The sequence below is a fragment of the Pseudomonas paralactis genome, assembly GCF_001439735.1.
In the GTDB taxonomy this organism is placed as follows: domain Bacteria; phylum Pseudomonadota; class Gammaproteobacteria; order Pseudomonadales; family Pseudomonadaceae; genus Aquipseudomonas; species Aquipseudomonas paralactis.
Genome location: NZ_JYLN01000015.1, coordinates 25,756 through 43,329 on the forward strand (window position 1 = coordinate 25,756; position 17,574 = coordinate 43,329).

The window sequence follows — 17,574 nt, forward strand, 5'->3', positions numbered from 1 at the left end:
TTTACACACGCAGTAACAGCTGTGTCGGCGAAAAAAACCGTACGTGAGTGCAAGACTTCTTTAAAAGTAGATGAGAATTACTATAAATTGCACACTCTCACAAACTGCCATCATCGGTGATGGCAAAACCGCCATTGATTGCGAGCGCATCCAGGTAAAGGGATGTGCTCTTGGGTTTTTCGCGATCAAGCTCGCTCCTACAGGGGCTGGGTGTCGTTTGTACCAAGGCCGTGGGGTCAGGAGTCATGTTGGAAAACTACTATCGCGAGCTGGTGTGTTTCCTGAACGCCAAGCTGGGCAACCGTCAGGTGGCCGAAGATGTGGTGCATGACGCTTATGTGCGGGTACTGGAGCGCGTAAGCGATACCCCGATCGAACAGCCGCGCGCGTTTCTTTACCGCACGGCATTGAACCTGGTGATCGACGGCCACCGGCGCAATGCCTTGCGTCAGTCCGAGCCGCTTGAGGTGCTGGACAGCGAAGAACGTTTCGCCCCCTGTTCACCCCACGCCAGTCACGACCACAGCCAGCGTCTGGAGATGCTTGAGCGTGCCCTGGCCGAGTTGCCGGCGGCGTGCCGCGACAGCTTCCTGCTGCGCAAGCTTGAAGGCCTGTCCCATGTGCAAATCGCCGCGCGCCTGGGGATTTCCCGCAGCCTGGTGGAAAAACACATCGTCAACGCCATGAAGCATTGCCGGGTGCGTATGCGCGAGTGGGAAGCGCACTGATCGCCGGTTAGTTAAATTTTATTTCACTGTCCTCGTTTCCTATCAACACACGGCCTGTTGTTCAGGCCATGAAGGTATTCCCGCCCCACCGCCAAGGGGCTTATCCAGAGGACACTGGAATGACACAGGCAATTGCTTCGCCCGCGGTTCACGACCTGATCGGTATCGGCTTCGGCCCTTCGAACCTGGCGCTGGCCATCGCCCTGCAGGAGCGTGAGAAGGCCCAGGGCAAGCTGGACGTGCTGTTTCTCGACAAACAAGCCGACTACCGCTGGCACGGCAATACCCTGGTAACCCAGAGTGAACTGCAGATTTCCTTCCTCAAGGACCTGGTGACCCTGCGCAACCCCACCAGCCCGTATTCCTTCGTCAACTACCTCAAGGCCCACGATCGCCTGGTGGACTTCATCAACCTGGGTACTTTCTATCCCTGCCGCATGGAGTACAACGACTACCTGCGCTGGGTGGCCGGGCAGTTCCAGGCCCAGGCCCACTACGGTGAGGAAGTGCTGGCCATCGAGCCGATCCTGCATCAGCAGCAGGTGGAGGCCTTGCGCGTGATTTCCCGCGATGCACAAGGCGAGCAGCATGTGCGCACCACCCGCTCGGTGGTGGTCAGCGCCGGTGGCACTGCGCGTATTCCCGAAGCGTTCAAGGGGCTCAAGGGCGACAGCCGCGTGTTCCATCATTCCCAGTATCTGGAGCGCATGGCGAGCCAGCCCTGCGTGGACGGCAAGCCGATGCGCATTGCGGTGATCGGTGGTGGCCAAAGTGCGGCCGAAGCCTTTATCGACCTCAATGACAGCTTCCCGTCGGTACAGGTCGATATGATCCTGCGCGGCTCGGCACTCAAACCGGCCGATGACAGCCCGTTCGTCAACGAAGTGTTCTCGCCGGCCTTTACTGACCTGGTGTTCCAGCAAGTCGGTGCCGAGCGTGAGCGTTTGGTCGCCGAATATCAGAACACCAACTATTCGGTGGTGGACCTGGACCTGATCGAGCGCATCTACGGGATTTTCTACCGTCAGAAAGTCTCCGGCATTGCCCGCCAGGCGTTTCGCACCCTGACCGTGGTGGAGAAGGCCACGCCCGGGCCGCTGGGTATCGAACTGGTGTTGCGCAACAACGCCACGGGCGAAACCAGCGTCAACCACTACGACGCCGTGATCCTCGCCACCGGCTACGAGCGCCAGATGCACCGCGAACTGTTGGCACCGCTGCACGCCTATATGGGCGACTTCGAAGTGGCCCGCGACTACCGCATCGTCACCGACGAGCGCTGCAAGGCCGGTATCTACATCCAGGGCTTCAGCCAGGCCAGCCATGGCTTGAGTGATACCTTGCTGTCGGTGCTGCCGATTCGCGCCGATGAGATTGCGGCGTCGTTGTATGCGCTGGACCGTCACCATGGCAAGGCGCGGTCGGTGCAGGATTTGCTTCTGGCCACCGCCAGCTGACCGATCCCCTCTGTAGGAGCGAGCTTGCTCGCGAAGCACGTCAACGATAACGCGCTTCATCTGAATGAACGCGGCGCTCTTGCGTTCTTCGCGAGCAAGCTCGCTCCTACAGACGGCACTTGTGACAAAGTGTGGCTATTGGTACTGTACAAAAAACCAGTATCGGTAGCCCCCCATGCAGTTGATCGAAAAACTCAGCATTCTCGCCGACGCCGCCAAGTATGACGCGTCCTGCGCCAGCAGTGGCGCGCCCAAGCGCAGTTCCGAGGGCAAGGCGGGGCTGGGTTCCACCGATGGCATGGGCATCTGCCACAGCTACACGCCCGATGGCCGTTGCGTGTCGCTGCTCAAGGTGTTGCTCACCAACTTTTGCCTCTACGACTGCCAGTATTGCGTCAATCGCCGTTCCAGCGACGTGCCCCGTGCGCGTTTCAGCCCGGAAGAGGTGGTCACCCTGACCCTGGATTTCTACAAGCGCAATTGTGTCAGCGGGCTGTTTCTCAGCTCGGGCATCATCCGTTCGTCGGACTACACCATGGAGCAACTGGTGCGGGTCGCCAGGTTGCTGCGCGAAGAGCATGACTTTCGCGGCTATATCCACCTCAAGACCATTCCCGATGCCGACCCCGCTCTGATCGCCGAGGCCGGCCGCTATGCCGATCGCCTGAGCGTGAATATCGAACTGCCCACCGAGGCCAGCCTGCAGACCCTGGCGCCGGAGAAGCAGATTGTGTCGATCAAGCAGGCCATGCAGACCATCTATACCGGTGAACAGACGGTGTTCAACGAGCCTCGCGCCCCGCGTTTCGCACCGGCCGGGCAGAGCACGCAAATGATCGTCGGCGCGGACGACACCGATGACAGCACCATCCTTCACGGGGCTGAAGCCTTGTATGGCAATTTCAAGCTGCGCCGCGTGTACTACTCGGCGTTCAGTCCCATCCCCAACAGCCCGAAAAGCGTACCCCTGGCCGCGCCGCCGTTGATGCGCGAACACCGCTTGTACCAGGCCGATTTCCTGCTGCGCAGCTACGGTTTCAGCGCCACTGAGCTGTTTGCCGGCCCCGGCCACCTGGCCCTGGACATCGACCCCAAGCTGGCCTGGGCCCTGGAGCATCGCGAGGTGTTCCCCCTGGACCTGAACCGCGCAGAGCCCACCCTGATTGCGCGCATTCCCGGGATTGGCCTGCGCACCACCCAGCGCCTGGTGGACCTGCGCCGCGAGCGCAAGATCCGCTTCGAAGACCTGGCGCGTATGCGCTGCGTACTGGCCAAGGCCAAGCCGTTCTTCATTACCAGTGACTACCACCCGCAACAGGCCGAGAGCACCAGCGTGTTGCTGCGCGAACAATTGCGCGACCGTCCGCAGCCGCAACAGATGGGGCTGTGGGGATGATCAGCCTGGAATGCGACAACCTGTTCAGCACCTGGCGCGAACAGGCGCGCTGGCTGCTCAGCCATCAGGTCGACCCCAGCCAGGTGAGCTGGGGCGAGGCACAAGCGGCTGACCTGTTCGCCACCGATGAGCCGATCCCGCCAGGGCTGGGGCCGTTTCAGGCGCGGATTCCCAAGGCGCTGTTGGCGTTGCTGGAGTCCGCCGCCTGTTATCACGGTGATCAACGCTGGAGCTTGCTGTATGAAGTGTTGTGGCGGGTCAGCCACGGTGATCGCACCGCGATGCTCGCCGGGGATAAGCTGGGCAGCGAGTTGCAGCGGCGCATCAAGCAAGTCAGCCGCGAGGCCCATCACCTGCACGCGTTTGTGCGCTTTATTGCCCTGCCGGCCGAGGCGGGGCCTGAACTGCCGGAATACGTGGCCTGGCATGAACCGGCCCACGACATTCTAAAGAGCGCCAGCCAGCACTTTGTCGGGCGCATGGGCCGCCATCGCTGGATGATCGCCACGCCCCTGGACGGGGTGTATTACGACGGCGAGCAGCTGATTCATCAACGCCGCTGCCCCGAGGCGTGGCAGCAACTGGCACAGAATGTCGAAGATCCACACAGCGCCATGTGGTTGACCTACTACAGCCATATCTTCAACCCGGCGCGGTTGAACCCCAAGGTCATGGAAGGGCATTTGCCCAGCCGGTTCTGGAAGAATTTGCCGGAGGGCAAGTTGATCCCAGGGTTGATCAGCGAGGCGCGTACGGGCAAGCAGAAGGATGGGCAGGCGAAATTGGTGGGGGCCAAGCCAGGCAAAAGAATTGCAAACCCGGTCAATGTGGGAGCTGGCTTGCCTGCGATGGCAGTCGACCAGTCAGATGTGAGATGACTGATGCACCGCTATCGCAGGCAAGCCAGCTCCCACATTTGATTTTCGCAGCCTGGGGGAGTGGGAGTCAGGCCAGTTCGGTCGCGGTGTTCTTGACCACCGCCAACTCCGGATGCGCCACCAATTTATCGATGTGCAACTCATCATTGTTCAACCAGATCTCCGTCAGCACCCGGTAATGTTCCATATCCCGGCAGCGCATACGCAGGCTGTAGTCGAACGGCCCGCTGATCAGTTGGCATTCGAATACCTGCGGGCAGGCTTTGACGCAGGCCTCGAAGGCCTTTTGCGCCGAGCGCCCGCTTTGGTTGGACAAGGCCACCAGCACCAGCAGCGACAGCCCTGGTGAGACCATCTGCACATCGATGATCGCCCCATACCCGCGGATCACCCCGCGTCGCTCCAACTTGCGCACCCGCTCCAGGCAGGGTCTGGGGGTCAGGTGCACCAGTGACGAGAGCTTTTCATAGGTGATGCGCCCCTGGTGCCTGAGTACGTCGATGATCGCCTCGTCGATGCGATCCAGCGCAGGGGAGGAATGGGGTCCGTTGGCCTTGGTATCCATGAGTTCACTTCAAACGGTTGGAAAGAAATTGCTGCAAGCGTTCGCTGTTGGGGTGGTCGAGGATCTCGGCGCCGCCGTGTTCCTCGACTCGGCCCTGGTGCAGGAACAGCACTTGGCTGGACACCTGACGGGCAAAGCCCATTTCGTGGGTGACCATCAGCATGGTACGGCCTTCCTCGGCCAACGTCTGTATGACTTTGAGCACTTCGCCTACAAGTTCCGGGTCCAGGGCAGAGGTCGGTTCGTCGAACAGGATAATCTCCGGCTCCATCGCCAATGCCCGTGCAATCGCCACGCGCTGCTGCTGACCACCCGAGAGGAACGCCGGGTATTGATCCGCCACGCGGCCAGGCAAGCCGACTTTGTCCAGGTACAGGCGCGCACGTTTTTCTGCTTCGGCGGCGCTGACGTTCAGCACCCGGCGCGGGGCCATGGTGATGTTTTCCAGCACCGTCATGTGGCTCCACAGGTTGAAGTGCTGAAATACCATGGCCAGGCGCGTACGCAGGTTTTGCAGTTGGGCCTGGTGCGGCGCGCGGGTGCCGGCGCGGCCTTGCTGCATTTCGATGCTGATGCCGTCCAGGGTGATGACGCCTGCGTCCGGCTGTTCCAGAAAGTTGATGCAACGCAGCATGGTGCTTTTGCCCGAGCCGCTGGCGCCGATCAGGCTGATCACATCGCCTTGACGGGCATTCAGGGACACACCTTTGAGCACTTCGTGGTCGCCGTAGCGTTTGTGAATGCCTTCGACTTGAAGCTTGATGGCAGCAGTTGCAGTTTCGACAACCGGTACATCCACCGGATAAGCGGCCAGGGCCTGCGCGGACTGATTCATGGGTTAGCCTCGGGTAGGAACAAGAAAACGCATCCAGCGACGTTCGGCCAGCCTGAACAGGCCCACCAGTGCAAAGGACAGCAGCATGTAGAGCAGGGCGGCGATACCGAACGCCTGGAAGGTCAGGAAGGTTTCGGCATTCGCATCGCGGGCAACCTTGAGGATGTCGGCGACGGTGGCGGTAAACGCCAGTGACGTGGCGTGCAGCATCAGGATCATTTCATTGCTGTAGGCCGGTAATGCGCGGCGCAAGGCGGCAGGTACCACCACGAACAGATTCAGCCGCCAGCCGTGCAGGCCATAGGCGCGTGCCGCTTCGATTTCGCCGTGGGGAATATTGCGGATCGCTCCGGCGAAAATTTCCACGGTGTAGGCACAGGTATTGAGCACAAACGCCAACAAGGTGCAGTTCAGCGCATTGCGAAAAAACTGGTTGAGCAAGGCGTTGTCCTGCACCACTTCCAGGCTGTATAGCCCGGTGTAGCAGATCAACAGCTGGATATACAGCGGCGTGCCCCGGAACAGATAGGTGTAGATCTCCACCGGCCAGCGCAGCCAGACATGCTGCGAAACCCGCGCCAGTGCCAGAGGAATCGACAGGCAAAAGCCAAGTACCACCGAGATGATGAACAGCCACAAGGTCATGGCGACGCCGGACAAGCCGCTGCCATCGCTGAACAGATAGGCCAGGCCGTATTGCTGGAACAGTTCGATCATCGCGCCATCCCCTTGATGCCCAGGTTGTAGCGCCGTTCGAGGCGCTTGAAGATGCGGTTGGAGAGGGTGGTGATCAGCAAATACACCAGCCCCGCGAGGATCAGGAAGTACAACGGCTCGCTGGTGGACTTGCCGGCGTTCTGCGCGGCCTTCACCAGGTCCGACAGGCCGATGATCGACACCAGCGCCGTGGACTTGAGCAACACCAGCCAGTTATTGCCCAGGCCCGGGAGGGCAAAGCGCATCAGTTGCGGGAACAGCACCAGGTGAAAGCGCTGCCAGCGGCTCAGGCCATAGGCGGTGGCGGCTTCCAGTTGGCCCACCGGCACGCTGAGGATCGCGCCACGAAAGTTCTCGGTGAAATACGCGCCGTAGATAAAGCCCAGGGTCACCACCCCGGCGGTGAACGGGTCGATTTCGAAGTAGTCCCAGCCGAACACTTCAGTCAGGTCGTTGAGCCACAGTTGCAGGCTGTAGAAAATCAGCAGGATCAACACCAGGTCCGGCACGCTGCGGATCAGCGTGGTGTACAGCGTGGCCGGCACGCGCAGCCACTTGGTGCTGGACAGTTTGGCGCCCGCGGCGACCAGGCCCAGGGTGAGGCTCAAGGCCAGGGCGAGGAAGGCCAGCTTGAGCGTCATCCAGGCACCCTGGGCCAGCATGGGGCCGTAGCCTTGCAGGTTGAGGAGTTCGTTCATGGGGAAGATCTCGAAGGAGTGCACGGATTTACTGTGGGAGCTGGCTTGCCTGCGATAACGGTGGTGCAGTCACGGCGTGGGTGCCTGAAGCACCGCTATCGCGGGCAAGCCCGCTCCCACAGGGGCACGGGTTGCCGGTTACTCGTTGTAGATGTCCTGATCGCCAAAATATTTCTTCTGGATCTGGGCGTAGGTGCCATCGGCCTGGACGGCGGCGATGCCTTTGTTGATCAGCTCACGCAGTGCCTGGTCGTTCTTGCGCAGGCCCATGGCGATGTCCAGCGGCAGGGTCGGGTCCTTGAAGGCCGGGCCGGTCTTGAAGTCGGCGCCTTCGGGTTTGGACAGGAAGTTGAGCTGGGCTTCGAGCTTGTCGGTCAGGGTGGCGTCGAGGCGCCCGTTTTGCAGGTCGGCGTAGTTCTGCTCTTGAGATTGGTACGCCTTGATCTGTGCGCCCAGCTTGGCCAGGTGCGCACGGGCGTAGGCTTCCTGCAGCGAGCCTTGCAGCACGCCCACTTGCTTGCCCTTGAGCGATTCGGGTGTATCGCCGAAGTCGGCGCCTTTGCGCGTGATCACCGAGGTGGGGCTAAGGAACAGGCGGTCGGTAAAGTCGATGACTTTTTCACGCGCCGGGGTCACGGCCATGGAGGACATGATGGCGTCGAACTTGCGCGCACGCAGGGCCGGGATCATGCCGTCGAATTCGTTGTGTACCCAGGTGCATTTCACTTCGAGCTTGGCGCAGATGGCGTTGCCCAACTCAATATCGAAGCCTTGCAGGCTGCCGTCGGCGGCTACGGATTCGAAGGGTGGGTATTCGGGGAACACGCCAAAACGGATTTCCTTCCAGTCCTGGGCGTGGGCGGCGGTGGCGCACAGAGGCAACAGCAACGCAGCGAAGAGTGATCGCAGTGGAGTCATGTGGAGGTCCCTATATTTTGTAATTGATGTCAGGGCAGTGAATAACTGGGAGCAGAGAATGCTTCATGATGGTGCGTTTTTTGTGTCGTTTACCCCCTGCATAAAGCGCAAATTGCGCTGTTAAAACTGACAATGCAGCGTAATCGGCTGTTTAACCCGCCGAATCGGCTTTTAACCCAGGAAGGTCCGGCCCACCCTCGACGCAAAGCGGCAGGCCAGAGCGTTCTCAGGCGCGCTTTTTCTGCTGTGCGACCGGCTGCTGGGCCAGGCGGGCAAACAGGTCTTTGGGGTCAGCCAGGTCGGGTACCAGTTCCAGTTCGCTGCCCACGTCCAGCGCCTTGGCGACGTCCAGTACATAGCGCAGGGCCGAGTAGTCCTCGATGGCAAAACCCACCGAGTCGAACAGGGTGATTTGGCGCGCATTCTCGCGGCCGGGCTTCTGGCCGTTGATCACTTGCCACAGCTCGGTCACCGGCGAATCTTCAGGCATGTGCTGGATCTCACCTTCGATGCGGCTTTGCGGTTCGTACTCCACGATTACCCGGGCGCGTTCAACGATGCGCCGGTCCAGCTCGGTCTTGCCCGGGCAATCGCCGCCTACGGCATTGAGGTGCATGCCCGGTTCGATCATCTCGTCGGTGAGGATGGTTGCATACGCCTTGTCGGCGGTGACGGTGGTCACGATATCCGCACCTTTGACCGCCTCGGCCACGCTATCAGCCAGGATCACCTTGATCGCCGGGAATGCCTTGAGGTTGGCGGCGAGTTTGGCGGTGGCCCTGGCGTCGATATCGAACAAGCGAATTTCGTTAATGCCGAGCATGGCGTGGAAGGCCAGGGCCTGGAATTCGCTTTGGCAGCCGTTGCCGATCAACGCCATGCTGCGGCTGTTGTCGCGCGCCAGGTAGCGGGCGACCAGGGCCGAGGTAGCAGCGGTGCGGATGGCGGTGGTCAGGGTCATTTCCGCCAGCAGCACGGGTTTGCCGGTGTCCACATCGCCCAAGGCGCCAAAGGCCATCACGGTCAGCATACCGGCCAGGGTGTTTTTGGGGTGGCCGTTGACGTATTTGAAGGCGTACAGCGAGGCGTCCGAGACAGGCATCAACTCGATCACGCCATCCGGCGAATGGTTGGCCAGGCGTGCGCATTTCTCGAAGTCCTGCCAGCGCAGGTAGTCGGCACGGATGTACTCGGCCATCTCGGTGATGCAGGTTTGCAACCCTTTTTGCGAAACCAGGTAGCTGAGGTCGTTGACGTCGATATAACGGGTCATGGCAAGACTCCTTATTGAAATGAGGGGCGCACCGGCAGATGCACTTCGGCCAGCATGCAACGGGCACTGCCGCCGCCGATGCGTTCGATGTTGTCGATATTCACCACCACTGGCCGCGTATGGCGCTCCACCTGCTGGCGCTGCGCCGGTTGCAATGCGCGCCAGGCGCTGGCAGACATCACCAGCAGCGGCTGGCCGTCACGGTCGTGGACTTCGAGCATGTTGCCGGCGAAGGCTTCCAACTGGTCGAAGTCGAGGGCGAGGATGTCCTTGCCGGTGTCGCGCAGGGAGCGCTCCAGGGCCAGGCGTTCGCCCTCGTCGGGCAGGGCTTGCAAGCACGCCACTGCAAGGTCGCGGCCGACGCTCATCATCACGTTGCTGTGGTAGATCGGCGCGTGGTGACGGTCCAGCGCGTGGAACACGCAGAGTTGGTAGTCCAGACGTTCGGCAAACTGGCGCAGCGCCGCGTGATGGGTGCGCCCGGAATGGCAGGCGTAGCTGATGCGGTGCTGGCGGTCGAGCACCATGCTGCCGGTGCCTTCGAGGAAGATATCCTGTTGTTCCAGGTGGCTGAGGTCGATGGTGGTATTGATCGCAAAGCGCTGCTCCAGCACTTGCAGCACGCCCTTGTTGCGCTCCAGTCGTCGGTTCTGGCCTTGCATGGGGTAGAGCACCAGGCTGCCGTCGGCGTGGCTGCTCCACCAATTGTTGGGGAAGATCGAATCCGGGGTGTGAGGTGCCGGGGTGTCCTGCACCACCAGCACTTCCACGCCGTGCCGGCGCAGGGTGTCGACATAGCCGTCGAATTCTTCCAGCGCTTTGTGCTGTGCACTGAGCGGGTCCGGCGGCGGGCGTTGAAAGCGGTTGTTGATCGCGGTATCCGGGTTGAAGGCAAAGCGCGCCGGGCGAATCATCAGGACGGTGTTGGTGGTTTGCATGGGGGCACGGGTCCATGGGGGATCTTGTGACGCTATTTTGTGCCATAGGGTGGAAGGATCCCGGCTGAAACAGCGGGGCAGCTCAGCCGGGAAAGCTGAAAAGGGGGATAAGGCAGCTGAATCGGCTGTTGGATTGAAATGGGGCAGGCGTGGGAGGGCAGCCTGCTCAATAGATGTTGTTTGTCACGCCACCAGAATGATCTTCGACACCAGCTCCACCACGGTCTTGGCCTGCAACTTCTTCATCAGCCGCGCCCGGTGCACTTCCACCGTACGGTGGGAAATCGCCAGGCGCAGGGCGATTTCCTTGGACTTGAAGCCATTGACGATGTGCATGGCAATCTCCCGCTCCCGCGGCGTGAGGTCGCCGGTGCCCTGATGCTGGCGGTCCAGGCGTTCGAAGTGCCAGATCATCAGCTTGAACGGGTCTTTGGGGGTGAGGGTGTAGCCGTGGGACTTGGCCCAGAACACTTCGCCATTGTGGTGCTGCATGAAGCGTTCATCGGAGTAGAAGCCGTTGTCGCTGTCGAGCAGCCAGTCATGGCTGCGCTTGCCGATGGCGTGGTAGTCGGCCTGGGACGGGTAGATCAGCAGGGTCAACTGATTGACCAGCGCCTGGCGTGTATAGCCGAACAGCTTCAGGAAGGCATCGTTGCAGTCGAGTATCACCCGGTCGCTGGTGACGATCTGCGGGGCAGGGGACAGCTTGAACGCCAGGCGTTCGAGGTCGGGGAATTGCTGTGCAAGCATGTTCATGGGGCATCCTGCCTCGTTGTTCGGTTCCCTGGCGCGCTACTTACCCATGTAAGTAGTTACACGAATTGGCGCGGGACCAGGGGTGGGTCATTGTAAGTAAAGTCCGGATCAAGAACAGAAGAAATTGATTATGCCTGCTGATTGCGTCTCCATTGTTGCCGCTGGTCACTCCCGTTTTGGTCGCCTGGAAGGCACCACGCTGGAAGACCTGATCGTCCAGGTTACCCGTGAAGCCCTGCACGACGCTGCAATTGATGCGTCGCAAATCGACGCGCTGTTTCTGGGGCATTTCAACTCAGGGTTGGTGCCCGACGGGTTTGCCGCCTCGTTGTTGTTGCAGGCTGACCCCGGGCTGCGTTTCAAACCTGCCACCCGCTGCGAAAACGCCTGCGCTTCGGGTTCGGCGGCGATCCAGGCGGGAGTCCATGCGATTCTCTCCGGCAGCGCCGAGTTGGTGCTGGTGGTGGGCGCTGAAAAGATGACCCACACCAGCACCGCCGCCGTCACCCAAGCCCTGGCCGGCGCCGGCTACCAGAACGACCCGGCCGAAGCCGGCCTGAGTTTCCCGCAATTGTTCGGCCGCGCCGCCCGCCAATATGCCGAGCGCTACCACTGCCCGCTGGGCTCAATGGCCGCCATCGCCACCAAGAACCACTCCAACGCCATGGCCAACCCGCTGGCGCAGATGCATCGGGAGATGACTTTCGAGCACTGCAACAATGTGTCCCAAAGCAACCCGTTCGTGGCCGATTCCCTGCGCCTGACAGACTGCTCGCTGATCAGCGATGGCGCTGCTGCGATCATCCTGGCCTCGCCCAAACGTGCACGGGCGTTTCGCCGCGAAGTGCAGATCCGGGCGATGACCCAGGTCAATGACACCTTGCCCATCGCCCAGCGCGACATCCTTGCCTTTGAAGGCCCGCAACGCGCGATCCATGCAGCGTTGCGCGCAGCGAATGTGACCCTGGCAGACCTGAGCTTCGCCGAGGTGCACGACTGTTTCACCATTGCCGAGTTGCTGATTTACGAAGCCATGGGCCTGGCGCCCAAGGGCGAAGGGCATCGCGTACTCGACAGCGGCGTGGTGCGTGCCGGCGGGCGTTTGCCGGTGAACCTGTCCGGCGGGCTCAAGGCCAAGGGGCATCCGGTCGGCGCCACGGGTGTGTCCATGCATGCTTTGGCGTTCCGGCAATTGACCGGCGAACCGATCGGCCTGGCAGTACCCAACCCGGAGTTCGGCCTGGTGTTCAACATGGGCGGCATGGCGGTGGCCAACTACGCGTCGGTCCTGCAAGCACGCCGGAGCTGAGCCATGAACATTGCCAACTGGCTGCACGACACCCAGCGTCGGGCCCCGCAACGCCCGGCGCTGTTCAACGGCACCACCCAGGTGGCCGACTACGCCACCTTCGCCGCCCACGTGCGCCAACGCGCCGCGCACCTGGTGGACCAGCACGGCCTGGTGCCCGGGGACGCGGTGGCGCTGCTGATGAAAAACAGCTGCGACTACCTGGAATTGCTCTATGCCATCTGGTGGATGGGCGCCGTGGCAGTGCCGATCAATGCCAAGCTGCACCCCAGCGAAGCGGCGTGGATTGCCGATAATGCCGAAGCTCGGTTGATCTTTACCGATGGCGGCCGAGTGTTTTCATCGCGGGATTTGCCGCCGCGCTGCAAGGAACTGGACGGCCATCTGCTCCCCCCCAATCGTGGTTGGCCGACCCTGGAGCAACCGGTGCTACGCCGGGACCAGGACCTCGCCTGGTTGTTCTACACCTCCGGCACGACCGGGCGTTCCAAGGGCGTGATGCTGTCCCATGGCAACCTGGTCGCCATGTCGCTGTGCTACGCCACGGATGTCGATGCGGTCAGCGCCGACGATGCCGCGGTGTATGCCGCGCCGATGTCCCACGGTGCTGGCCTGTACAACTTCATCCATGTGCGCTGCGGCGCCCGCCACGTGGTGCCGGCCTCCCATGGCTTCGACGCCGCCGAGCTGTTCGGGCTGGCCGAGCACGTGGGCAATGTGTCGCTGTTTGCCGCGCCGACCATGGTCAAACGCATGGTCGAACAGGCGCGGCGCCAGAATTATCATGGCGCAGGCATCAAGACCATCGTGTATGGCGGCGGCCCGATGTACCTGGCTGATCTGCGCGAAGCTGTCGATACTTTCGGCCCGCGCCTGGTGCAGATCTACGGCCAGGGCGAGAGCCCGATGACCATCAGCGTGTTGCCCCGTGCAGTGATTGCCGAACGCCAGCGCCCCGACTGGGAGAGCCTGGCCGCTTCGGTGGGCCATGCGCAGTCTTGCGTGGAAATCCGCATTCTTGATGCCGCGCACCAACCACTGCCCACCGGCGAGCGCGGCGAAATCGCGGTGCGTGGCGCCACAGTAATGCAAGGCTACTGGCGAAACCCGCAGGCCACTGGCCAAACGTTGGTGGACGGCTGGCTGTTGACCGGTGATATCGGTTATCTCGACGCGGCCGGCTACCTGACCCTGACGGATCGCTCCAAGGACGTGATCATCAGCGGCGGCAGCAACGTGTACCCCCGTGAAGTCGAGGAAGTGCTGGCCCAGCATCCGCAGGTATTTGAAGTGTGCGTGGTGGGTGAGCCGGACGCGCAGTGGGGCGAGTCGGTGGTGGCTTTTGTGGTGACGCGCAGCGGCCAGCCTCTGGACGAGGGCGAACTCACCGCCTGGTTCCTGGCGCGTATGGCCTCGTTCAAGAAACCGAAAAAATATGTATGGCGCAGCGACTTGCCCAAAAACAGCTACGGCAAGATTCTGAAGACCGACTTGCGGCAGTGGTTGAAAGCAGCGAGTATCGCCGCGCTTTAACAAGGATCGATAATCAGACAAGGAGTCCCCACGATGGGCAATCCCGCACCAGACACCGTCCGCAAGCGCCGCCGGGCATTTCTCGGCGCCACCTCGGGCCACTTGATCGAGTGGTACGACTACGGCGTGTATGGATTTCTCGCGGTCTATATCGGCCAGGCGTTTTTCGTCTCCGATGACCCCACCACCAGCCTGTTGGCCAGCTTCGCCGCGTTTGCCTTGAGCTTCTTTATCCGCCCGCTGGGTGGGCTGTTCTTTGGCCCGCTGGCAGACAAGATCGGCCGGCGCAAAACCCTGATCATGGCGCTGGTGATGATGACTGGCTCCACGGTGATGCTCGGCCTGTTGCCGACCTACGCCAGCCTGGGCATCGCCGCGCCGATCCTCTTGATCCTGGTGCGCTGCGTGCAAGGCTTCTCGGCGGGCGGCGAAATCGGCACCGTCACCAGCTTTATCTCCGAATACGCAGGCCCCGGTCGCCGCGGTTTCGCCACCTGCTGGTTGATGGTCACCGCTGTGCTCGGCTTGCTGTTGGGCGGCGCTGTGGCCAATGGCATGACCTGGATGCTGGGTGCCGAGGTCATGCAGGAATGGGCTTGGCGCGTACCGTTCCTGATCGCCGCGCCCCTGGGCTTTATCTCCATGTACATCCGCCTCAAGCTTGAAGACAGCCCTGAGTTCCTGGCGCTGCAACGCGCCGGGCAAACATCGAGGGCGCCGCTGCGGGAAGTCTGGCAGTGGAAGCGCGCGATTGCCCTGGTGTTCTTCATCATCACCTTGCACAGCTCGATCTTCTACCTGGTGCTGACCTTCGCCTCGACCTACATGGCCAAGATCCTCAAGTTCGACAGCGGCACCACCTTGCTCTACGTGTTCGTCGCCAGTTTCTCGGCGGCCTTCGTGATGCCGTTTGGCGGGGCCTTTACTGATAAATACGGGCGCAAGCCGTTCCTGATGGTGATCGGCACTCTGGCGACCCTGGCGATGTTCTGGCTGTTCAAGTCGGCACCCACCGCGACCCCGGCGTCGTTCTTCGCTCCGTTGATGGCGGTGGCGATTTTGTTCGGGCTATACGCGTCGTCGACCTATGCGCTGATGAGTGAACTGCTGCCGACGCGGATTCGTTCTACCGGGATTGCGGTGGCCTATAACGTGCCGGTGGCGGTGTTCGGCGGCAGCGCGCCGTTGATTTCCACCTGGTTGATCAAGGTGACGGGCGACATTACCTCGCCCTGGTATTTCTACGTCGCCACCGGAGTGGTGTCGTTGGTGGCATTGGTGCTGTTGCGCAAGGAGGATTTTGTCGCCAGCGGTCACCCGATTCAAGCGCCTGCCGATGTGGGAGGGGGCTTGCTCCCGAAGACGGCCTCATAGCCGACTCTTATCTCACTGATGCAGCATGATCGAAAAAACGGAGCCAGTCGTTGTTGTGATGAGGATGGGTCATTTGCGAGGAATTGACCCAAGGTTTTGGCAATGAGCTATACCTTAATCGGTTCGATGCTCACACACCGCCTTAATCAATGATCAACAAGGAAGAGACCACTATGAGCGATGTTCAACTGATCACCAGCGTATCCATTCAAAGCCTCACCGAGCTGTTGCAGGAAGCCGGGTACCGGGTCAACCAGTCCGAGCAAAATGGCGTTGTGCAATTGCTCAGCGCCAGCCAGGGCATCGGATTTGCCGTGCGTTTCGGCAACCCGGCGGCCGAGCAGGGCAGTTATGTGGACTTTACCTACAGCTGCGCGCTGCGGGTGCAGGGCGAATTGCCTGAGGGCCTGGCCCAGGTGTGGAATGCCTCGCGGCGCTTTGCGCGGTTGTCGGTGCAGGGGGAGTTCCTGTTGATGGAGATGGACGTGGTGGTGGCCGGTGTCGGCGCCTCGCATCTGCGTAGCCAGCTGGAACTGTGGGATCGCCTGCTGCAGGAATTTATCGTCTACCTGCGCGAATACAGCCAGCAAGCCGCACAGTTGCAGGCCCAGGCGGCAGCTGCGCCGGTCAGTGAGACGTCGCCCGCCTAACTAAACATGGGAGGGGGGCTTGCCCTAATACCTGTAGGAGCGAGCTTGCTCGCGAAAGACTCACAGGCGCCGCGTTCATTCAGGAAGCACGCTTTATCGTTGACGTTTTTCGCGAGCAAGCTCGCTCCTACCCTTCATCAGGTTAATCGTTGATAGTGGGGCAGTAACCTACCGAAAACAAAGTGAAATGCGATGCTCGCCACCCGTTTGACCCTGATCTGCCACGCCATCACCCCCCTGCAAAAAAATGGGCGTTTTCCCGACGATGAGTCCGTCTCGATGGACTGGCAAAGTGCTGCTTGCTCTCTGGCCGGACGCTACAAAAAACCACCGCGCCTGCTCTGCGGCCCCGAGGCCAGAACCCGCCAGACAGCCGGCTTGTTCGGCGCCCACGCCGAGGTGGAAATGGCGCTGCGCGATGCTGATTTTGGCGCGTGGAAAGGCCAGAACATCAGCCAACTCGATAGCGAAGCGTTGATGGCCTGGAGCACCGACAGCGCTTGCGCACCCCACGGCGGCGAGTCGGTGGATCAGCTCTGCGCGCGTGTGGGCCGATGGCTCCAATCCCTCGAAACCCACCCCGGCCATACAGTCGCCGTGACCCACCCGTTCGTGATTCGCGCCGCGATGCGCTGCGTCATGCAGTTCCCGGTCTCGATGTTCTATCGGATCGACGTCGAACCCTTGTCGGCCATTGAGTTGCGCTTCAACAGCGTCTGGCGCCTGCGCCTGGAAACTCACGCGTGGGGCGCAGATCATGGCAAAATCAACGCCCCGCACTGAGAGCACCCCATGAAACGCATCCTGATCATCGGCATTGGCGCCGGCAACCCTGACTACATCACGATGCAGGCCGTGAAGGCGCTGAACCGTACCGACGTGTTCTTCCTGATGGACAAGGGCCAGAGCAAGGACAAGCTGATCGACCTGCGCCGTGAGATCTGCCAGACCTACATCACCGAGCCCGGCTACCGTTTTGTCGAGGCCGATTGCCCTGAGCGCGTACGTGGTGAAATTGACTACACCACCGCCGTGCAAGACCTTAACCGCGATAAGCAGCACACCTTCGAGCGCATGATCAACGAAGAAATGGCTGACGGTGAAGTGGGGGCGTTCCTGGCCTGGGGGGATCCTGCGCTGTACGACAGCACTATTCGCATTTTGCAGGCGATCCTGGCCAGCGGCCGGTGCGTGTTCGAGTTCGAAGTGATCCCGGGTATCACCAGCGTGCAGGCCCTGGCGGCCCAGCATAAGGTGCCGCTCAACCGTATCGGCAAGTCCGTCGAAATCACTACCGGGCGTCGCCTGGCGGCGGGGCAGGCCAGTGATGCCGATACCCTGGTGGTGATGCTTGATGCTGAAGACTCTTACCGCAGCGTTGCCGACCAGGACCTTAACATCTACTGGGGCGCCTACCTGGGCACGCCGGACGAAATCCTGATCAGCGGCAAAGTGAGTGAAGTGGCGCCCGAGATCGAGCGTGTACGCAAGGCGGCGCGCCTGGCCAATGGTTGGATCATGGACACTTATTTGTTGCGCAAACCCTGAG

General features: G+C 61.3%; 18 protein-coding genes. 10 read left to right on the top strand and 8 right to left on the bottom strand.

The window, feature by feature from the left end; translation table 11 throughout:
- Positions 1-245: 245 nt before the first annotated feature.
- The 4 genes from TX23_RS25165 (at position 246) to TX23_RS25180 (ending at position 4,459) form a co-directional block, all read left to right on the top strand.
- Positions 246-728: a sigma-70 family RNA polymerase sigma factor gene (locus TX23_RS25165; protein WP_057704489.1), complete on the top strand. Its 483-nt coding sequence runs from the start codon at positions 246-248 to the stop codon at positions 726-728.
- Between the two features lie 119 nt (positions 729-847).
- Positions 848-2,185, top strand: a complete 1,338-nt coding sequence (locus TX23_RS25170; protein ID WP_057704490.1) for a lysine N(6)-hydroxylase/L-ornithine N(5)-oxygenase family protein — start codon at positions 848-850, stop codon at positions 2,183-2,185.
- A gap of 175 nt (positions 2,186-2,360) precedes the next feature.
- Complete coding sequence (locus TX23_RS25175; protein WP_057704491.1) at positions 2,361-3,581, top strand: putative DNA modification/repair radical SAM protein; 1,221 nt, start codon at positions 2,361-2,363, stop codon at positions 3,579-3,581.
- Complete coding sequence (locus TX23_RS25180; protein ID WP_057704492.1) at positions 3,578-4,459, top strand: TIGR03915 family putative DNA repair protein; 882 nt, start codon at positions 3,578-3,580, stop codon at positions 4,457-4,459. The genes TX23_RS25175 and TX23_RS25180 overlap by 4 nt, the downstream gene beginning before the upstream one ends.
- 67 nt (positions 4,460-4,526) lie before the next feature.
- Here the strand turns inward: TX23_RS25180 and TX23_RS25185 are convergent, their stop codons facing one another.
- The 8 genes from TX23_RS25185 to TX23_RS25220 form a co-directional block, all read right to left on the bottom strand.
- Positions 4,527-5,024 (bottom strand): Lrp/AsnC family transcriptional regulator, encoded by a 498-nt coding sequence (locus tag TX23_RS25185; RefSeq protein ID WP_005787545.1) that lies wholly within the window; start codon positions 5,022-5,024, stop codon positions 4,527-4,529.
- A gap of 4 nt (positions 5,025-5,028) precedes the next feature.
- The gene (locus TX23_RS25190; RefSeq protein ID WP_202889065.1) at positions 5,029-5,859 is read right to left on the bottom strand and encodes an ABC transporter ATP-binding protein; all 831 of its coding nucleotides are present in this window, start codon (positions 5,857-5,859) and stop codon (positions 5,029-5,031) included.
- Between the two features lie 3 nt (positions 5,860-5,862).
- A complete protein-coding gene (locus tag TX23_RS25195) occupies positions 5,863-6,576 on the bottom strand; it encodes an ABC transporter permease (RefSeq protein ID WP_057704493.1) in 714 nt (237 codons plus the stop codon).
- Positions 6,573-7,274, bottom strand: a complete 702-nt coding sequence (locus TX23_RS25200; protein ID WP_057704494.1) for an ABC transporter permease — start codon at positions 7,272-7,274, stop codon at positions 6,573-6,575. The genes TX23_RS25195 and TX23_RS25200 overlap by 4 nt, the downstream gene beginning before the upstream one ends.
- Before the next feature lie 138 nt (positions 7,275-7,412).
- A complete protein-coding gene (locus TX23_RS25205) occupies positions 7,413-8,192 on the bottom strand; it encodes an ABC transporter substrate-binding protein (protein ID WP_057704495.1) in 780 nt (259 codons plus the stop codon).
- Between the two features lie 226 nt (positions 8,193-8,418).
- Positions 8,419-9,465, bottom strand: a complete 1,047-nt coding sequence (locus TX23_RS25210; RefSeq protein ID WP_057704496.1) for an ornithine cyclodeaminase — start codon at positions 9,463-9,465, stop codon at positions 8,419-8,421.
- Positions 9,466-9,476: 11 nt separating this feature from the next.
- Positions 9,477-10,403, bottom strand: a complete 927-nt coding sequence (gene ctlX / locus TX23_RS25215) for a citrulline utilization hydrolase CtlX (protein WP_057704497.1) — start codon at positions 10,401-10,403, stop codon at positions 9,477-9,479.
- Between the two features lie 183 nt (positions 10,404-10,586).
- The gene (locus tag TX23_RS25220; RefSeq protein ID WP_057704498.1) at positions 10,587-11,159 is read right to left on the bottom strand and encodes a LuxR C-terminal-related transcriptional regulator; all 573 of its coding nucleotides are present in this window, start codon (positions 11,157-11,159) and stop codon (positions 10,587-10,589) included.
- A 130-nt stretch (positions 11,160-11,289) separates the two neighbouring features.
- Between TX23_RS25220 and TX23_RS25225 the strand changes: the two genes are divergently transcribed.
- From TX23_RS25225 to cobF, 6 genes are all read left to right on the top strand, one after another.
- Complete coding sequence (locus tag TX23_RS25225; RefSeq protein ID WP_057704499.1) at positions 11,290-12,468, top strand: acetyl-CoA acetyltransferase; 1,179 nt, start codon at positions 11,290-11,292, stop codon at positions 12,466-12,468.
- A gap of 3 nt (positions 12,469-12,471) precedes the next feature.
- Complete coding sequence (locus TX23_RS25230; protein WP_057704500.1) at positions 12,472-14,001, top strand: class I adenylate-forming enzyme family protein; 1,530 nt, start codon at positions 12,472-12,474, stop codon at positions 13,999-14,001.
- Positions 14,002-14,034: 33 nt separating this feature from the next.
- Positions 14,035-15,375, top strand: coding sequence for an MFS transporter (locus TX23_RS25235; RefSeq protein WP_057704501.1), 1,341 nt, complete (start codon positions 14,035-14,037; stop codon positions 15,373-15,375).
- 173 nt (positions 15,376-15,548) lie between these two features.
- Entirely contained in the window at positions 15,549-16,025 is a 477-nt protein-coding gene (locus TX23_RS25240) for a YbjN domain-containing protein (RefSeq protein WP_057704502.1), read from the top strand.
- Positions 16,026-16,217: 192 nt separating this feature from the next.
- Positions 16,218-16,808: a histidine phosphatase family protein gene (locus tag TX23_RS25245; RefSeq protein ID WP_057704503.1), complete on the top strand. Its 591-nt coding sequence runs from the start codon at positions 16,218-16,220 to the stop codon at positions 16,806-16,808.
- Between the two features lie 9 nt (positions 16,809-16,817).
- The gene (gene cobF / locus TX23_RS25250) at positions 16,818-17,573 is read left to right on the top strand and encodes a precorrin-6A synthase (deacetylating) (RefSeq protein WP_057704504.1); all 756 of its coding nucleotides are present in this window, start codon (positions 16,818-16,820) and stop codon (positions 17,571-17,573) included.
- Position 17,574: the final 1 nt, after the last annotated feature.

What these genes read in the sequence shown, in the direction of transcription:
- TX23_RS25180 (WP_057704492.1), top strand. Translation starts at nt 3,578, where the DNA reads ATGATCAGCCTGGAATGCGACAACCTGTTCAGCACCTGGCGCGAACAG.
- TX23_RS25245 (WP_057704503.1), top strand. Translation starts at nt 16,218, where the DNA reads ATGCTCGCCACCCGTTTGACCCTGATCTGCCACGCCATCACCCCCCTG.
- TX23_RS25230 (WP_057704500.1), top strand. Translation starts at nt 12,472, where the DNA reads ATGAACATTGCCAACTGGCTGCACGACACCCAGCGTCGGGCCCCGCAA.
- TX23_RS25240 (WP_057704502.1), top strand. Translation starts at nt 15,549, where the DNA reads ATGAGCGATGTTCAACTGATCACCAGCGTATCCATTCAAAGCCTCACC.
- TX23_RS25235 (WP_057704501.1), top strand. Translation starts at nt 14,035, where the DNA reads ATGGGCAATCCCGCACCAGACACCGTCCGCAAGCGCCGCCGGGCATTT.
- TX23_RS25225 (WP_057704499.1), top strand. Translation starts at nt 11,290, where the DNA reads ATGCCTGCTGATTGCGTCTCCATTGTTGCCGCTGGTCACTCCCGTTTT.
- TX23_RS25210 (WP_057704496.1), bottom strand. Translation starts at nt 9,465, where the DNA reads ATGACCCGTTATATCGACGTCAACGACCTCAGCTACCTGGTTTCGCAA.
- TX23_RS25170 (WP_057704490.1), top strand. Translation starts at nt 848, where the DNA reads ATGACACAGGCAATTGCTTCGCCCGCGGTTCACGACCTGATCGGTATC.
- TX23_RS25165 (WP_057704489.1), top strand. Translation starts at nt 246, where the DNA reads ATGTTGGAAAACTACTATCGCGAGCTGGTGTGTTTCCTGAACGCCAAG.
- TX23_RS25220 (WP_057704498.1), bottom strand. Translation starts at nt 11,159, where the DNA reads ATGAACATGCTTGCACAGCAATTCCCCGACCTCGAACGCCTGGCGTTC.
- TX23_RS25190 (WP_202889065.1), bottom strand. Translation starts at nt 5,859, where the DNA reads ATGAATCAGTCCGCGCAGGCCCTGGCCGCTTATCCGGTGGATGTACCG.
- ctlX (WP_057704497.1), bottom strand. Translation starts at nt 10,403, where the DNA reads ATGCAAACCACCAACACCGTCCTGATGATTCGCCCGGCGCGCTTTGCC.
- cobF (WP_057704504.1), top strand. Translation starts at nt 16,818, where the DNA reads ATGAAACGCATCCTGATCATCGGCATTGGCGCCGGCAACCCTGACTAC.
- TX23_RS25175 (WP_057704491.1), top strand. Translation starts at nt 2,361, where the DNA reads ATGCAGTTGATCGAAAAACTCAGCATTCTCGCCGACGCCGCCAAGTAT.
- TX23_RS25185 (WP_005787545.1), bottom strand. Translation starts at nt 5,024, where the DNA reads ATGGATACCAAGGCCAACGGACCCCATTCCTCCCCTGCGCTGGATCGC.
- TX23_RS25200 (WP_057704494.1), bottom strand. Translation starts at nt 7,274, where the DNA reads ATGAACGAACTCCTCAACCTGCAAGGCTACGGCCCCATGCTGGCCCAG.
- TX23_RS25195 (WP_057704493.1), bottom strand. Translation starts at nt 6,576, where the DNA reads ATGATCGAACTGTTCCAGCAATACGGCCTGGCCTATCTGTTCAGCGAT.
- TX23_RS25205 (WP_057704495.1), bottom strand. Translation starts at nt 8,192, where the DNA reads ATGACTCCACTGCGATCACTCTTCGCTGCGTTGCTGTTGCCTCTGTGC.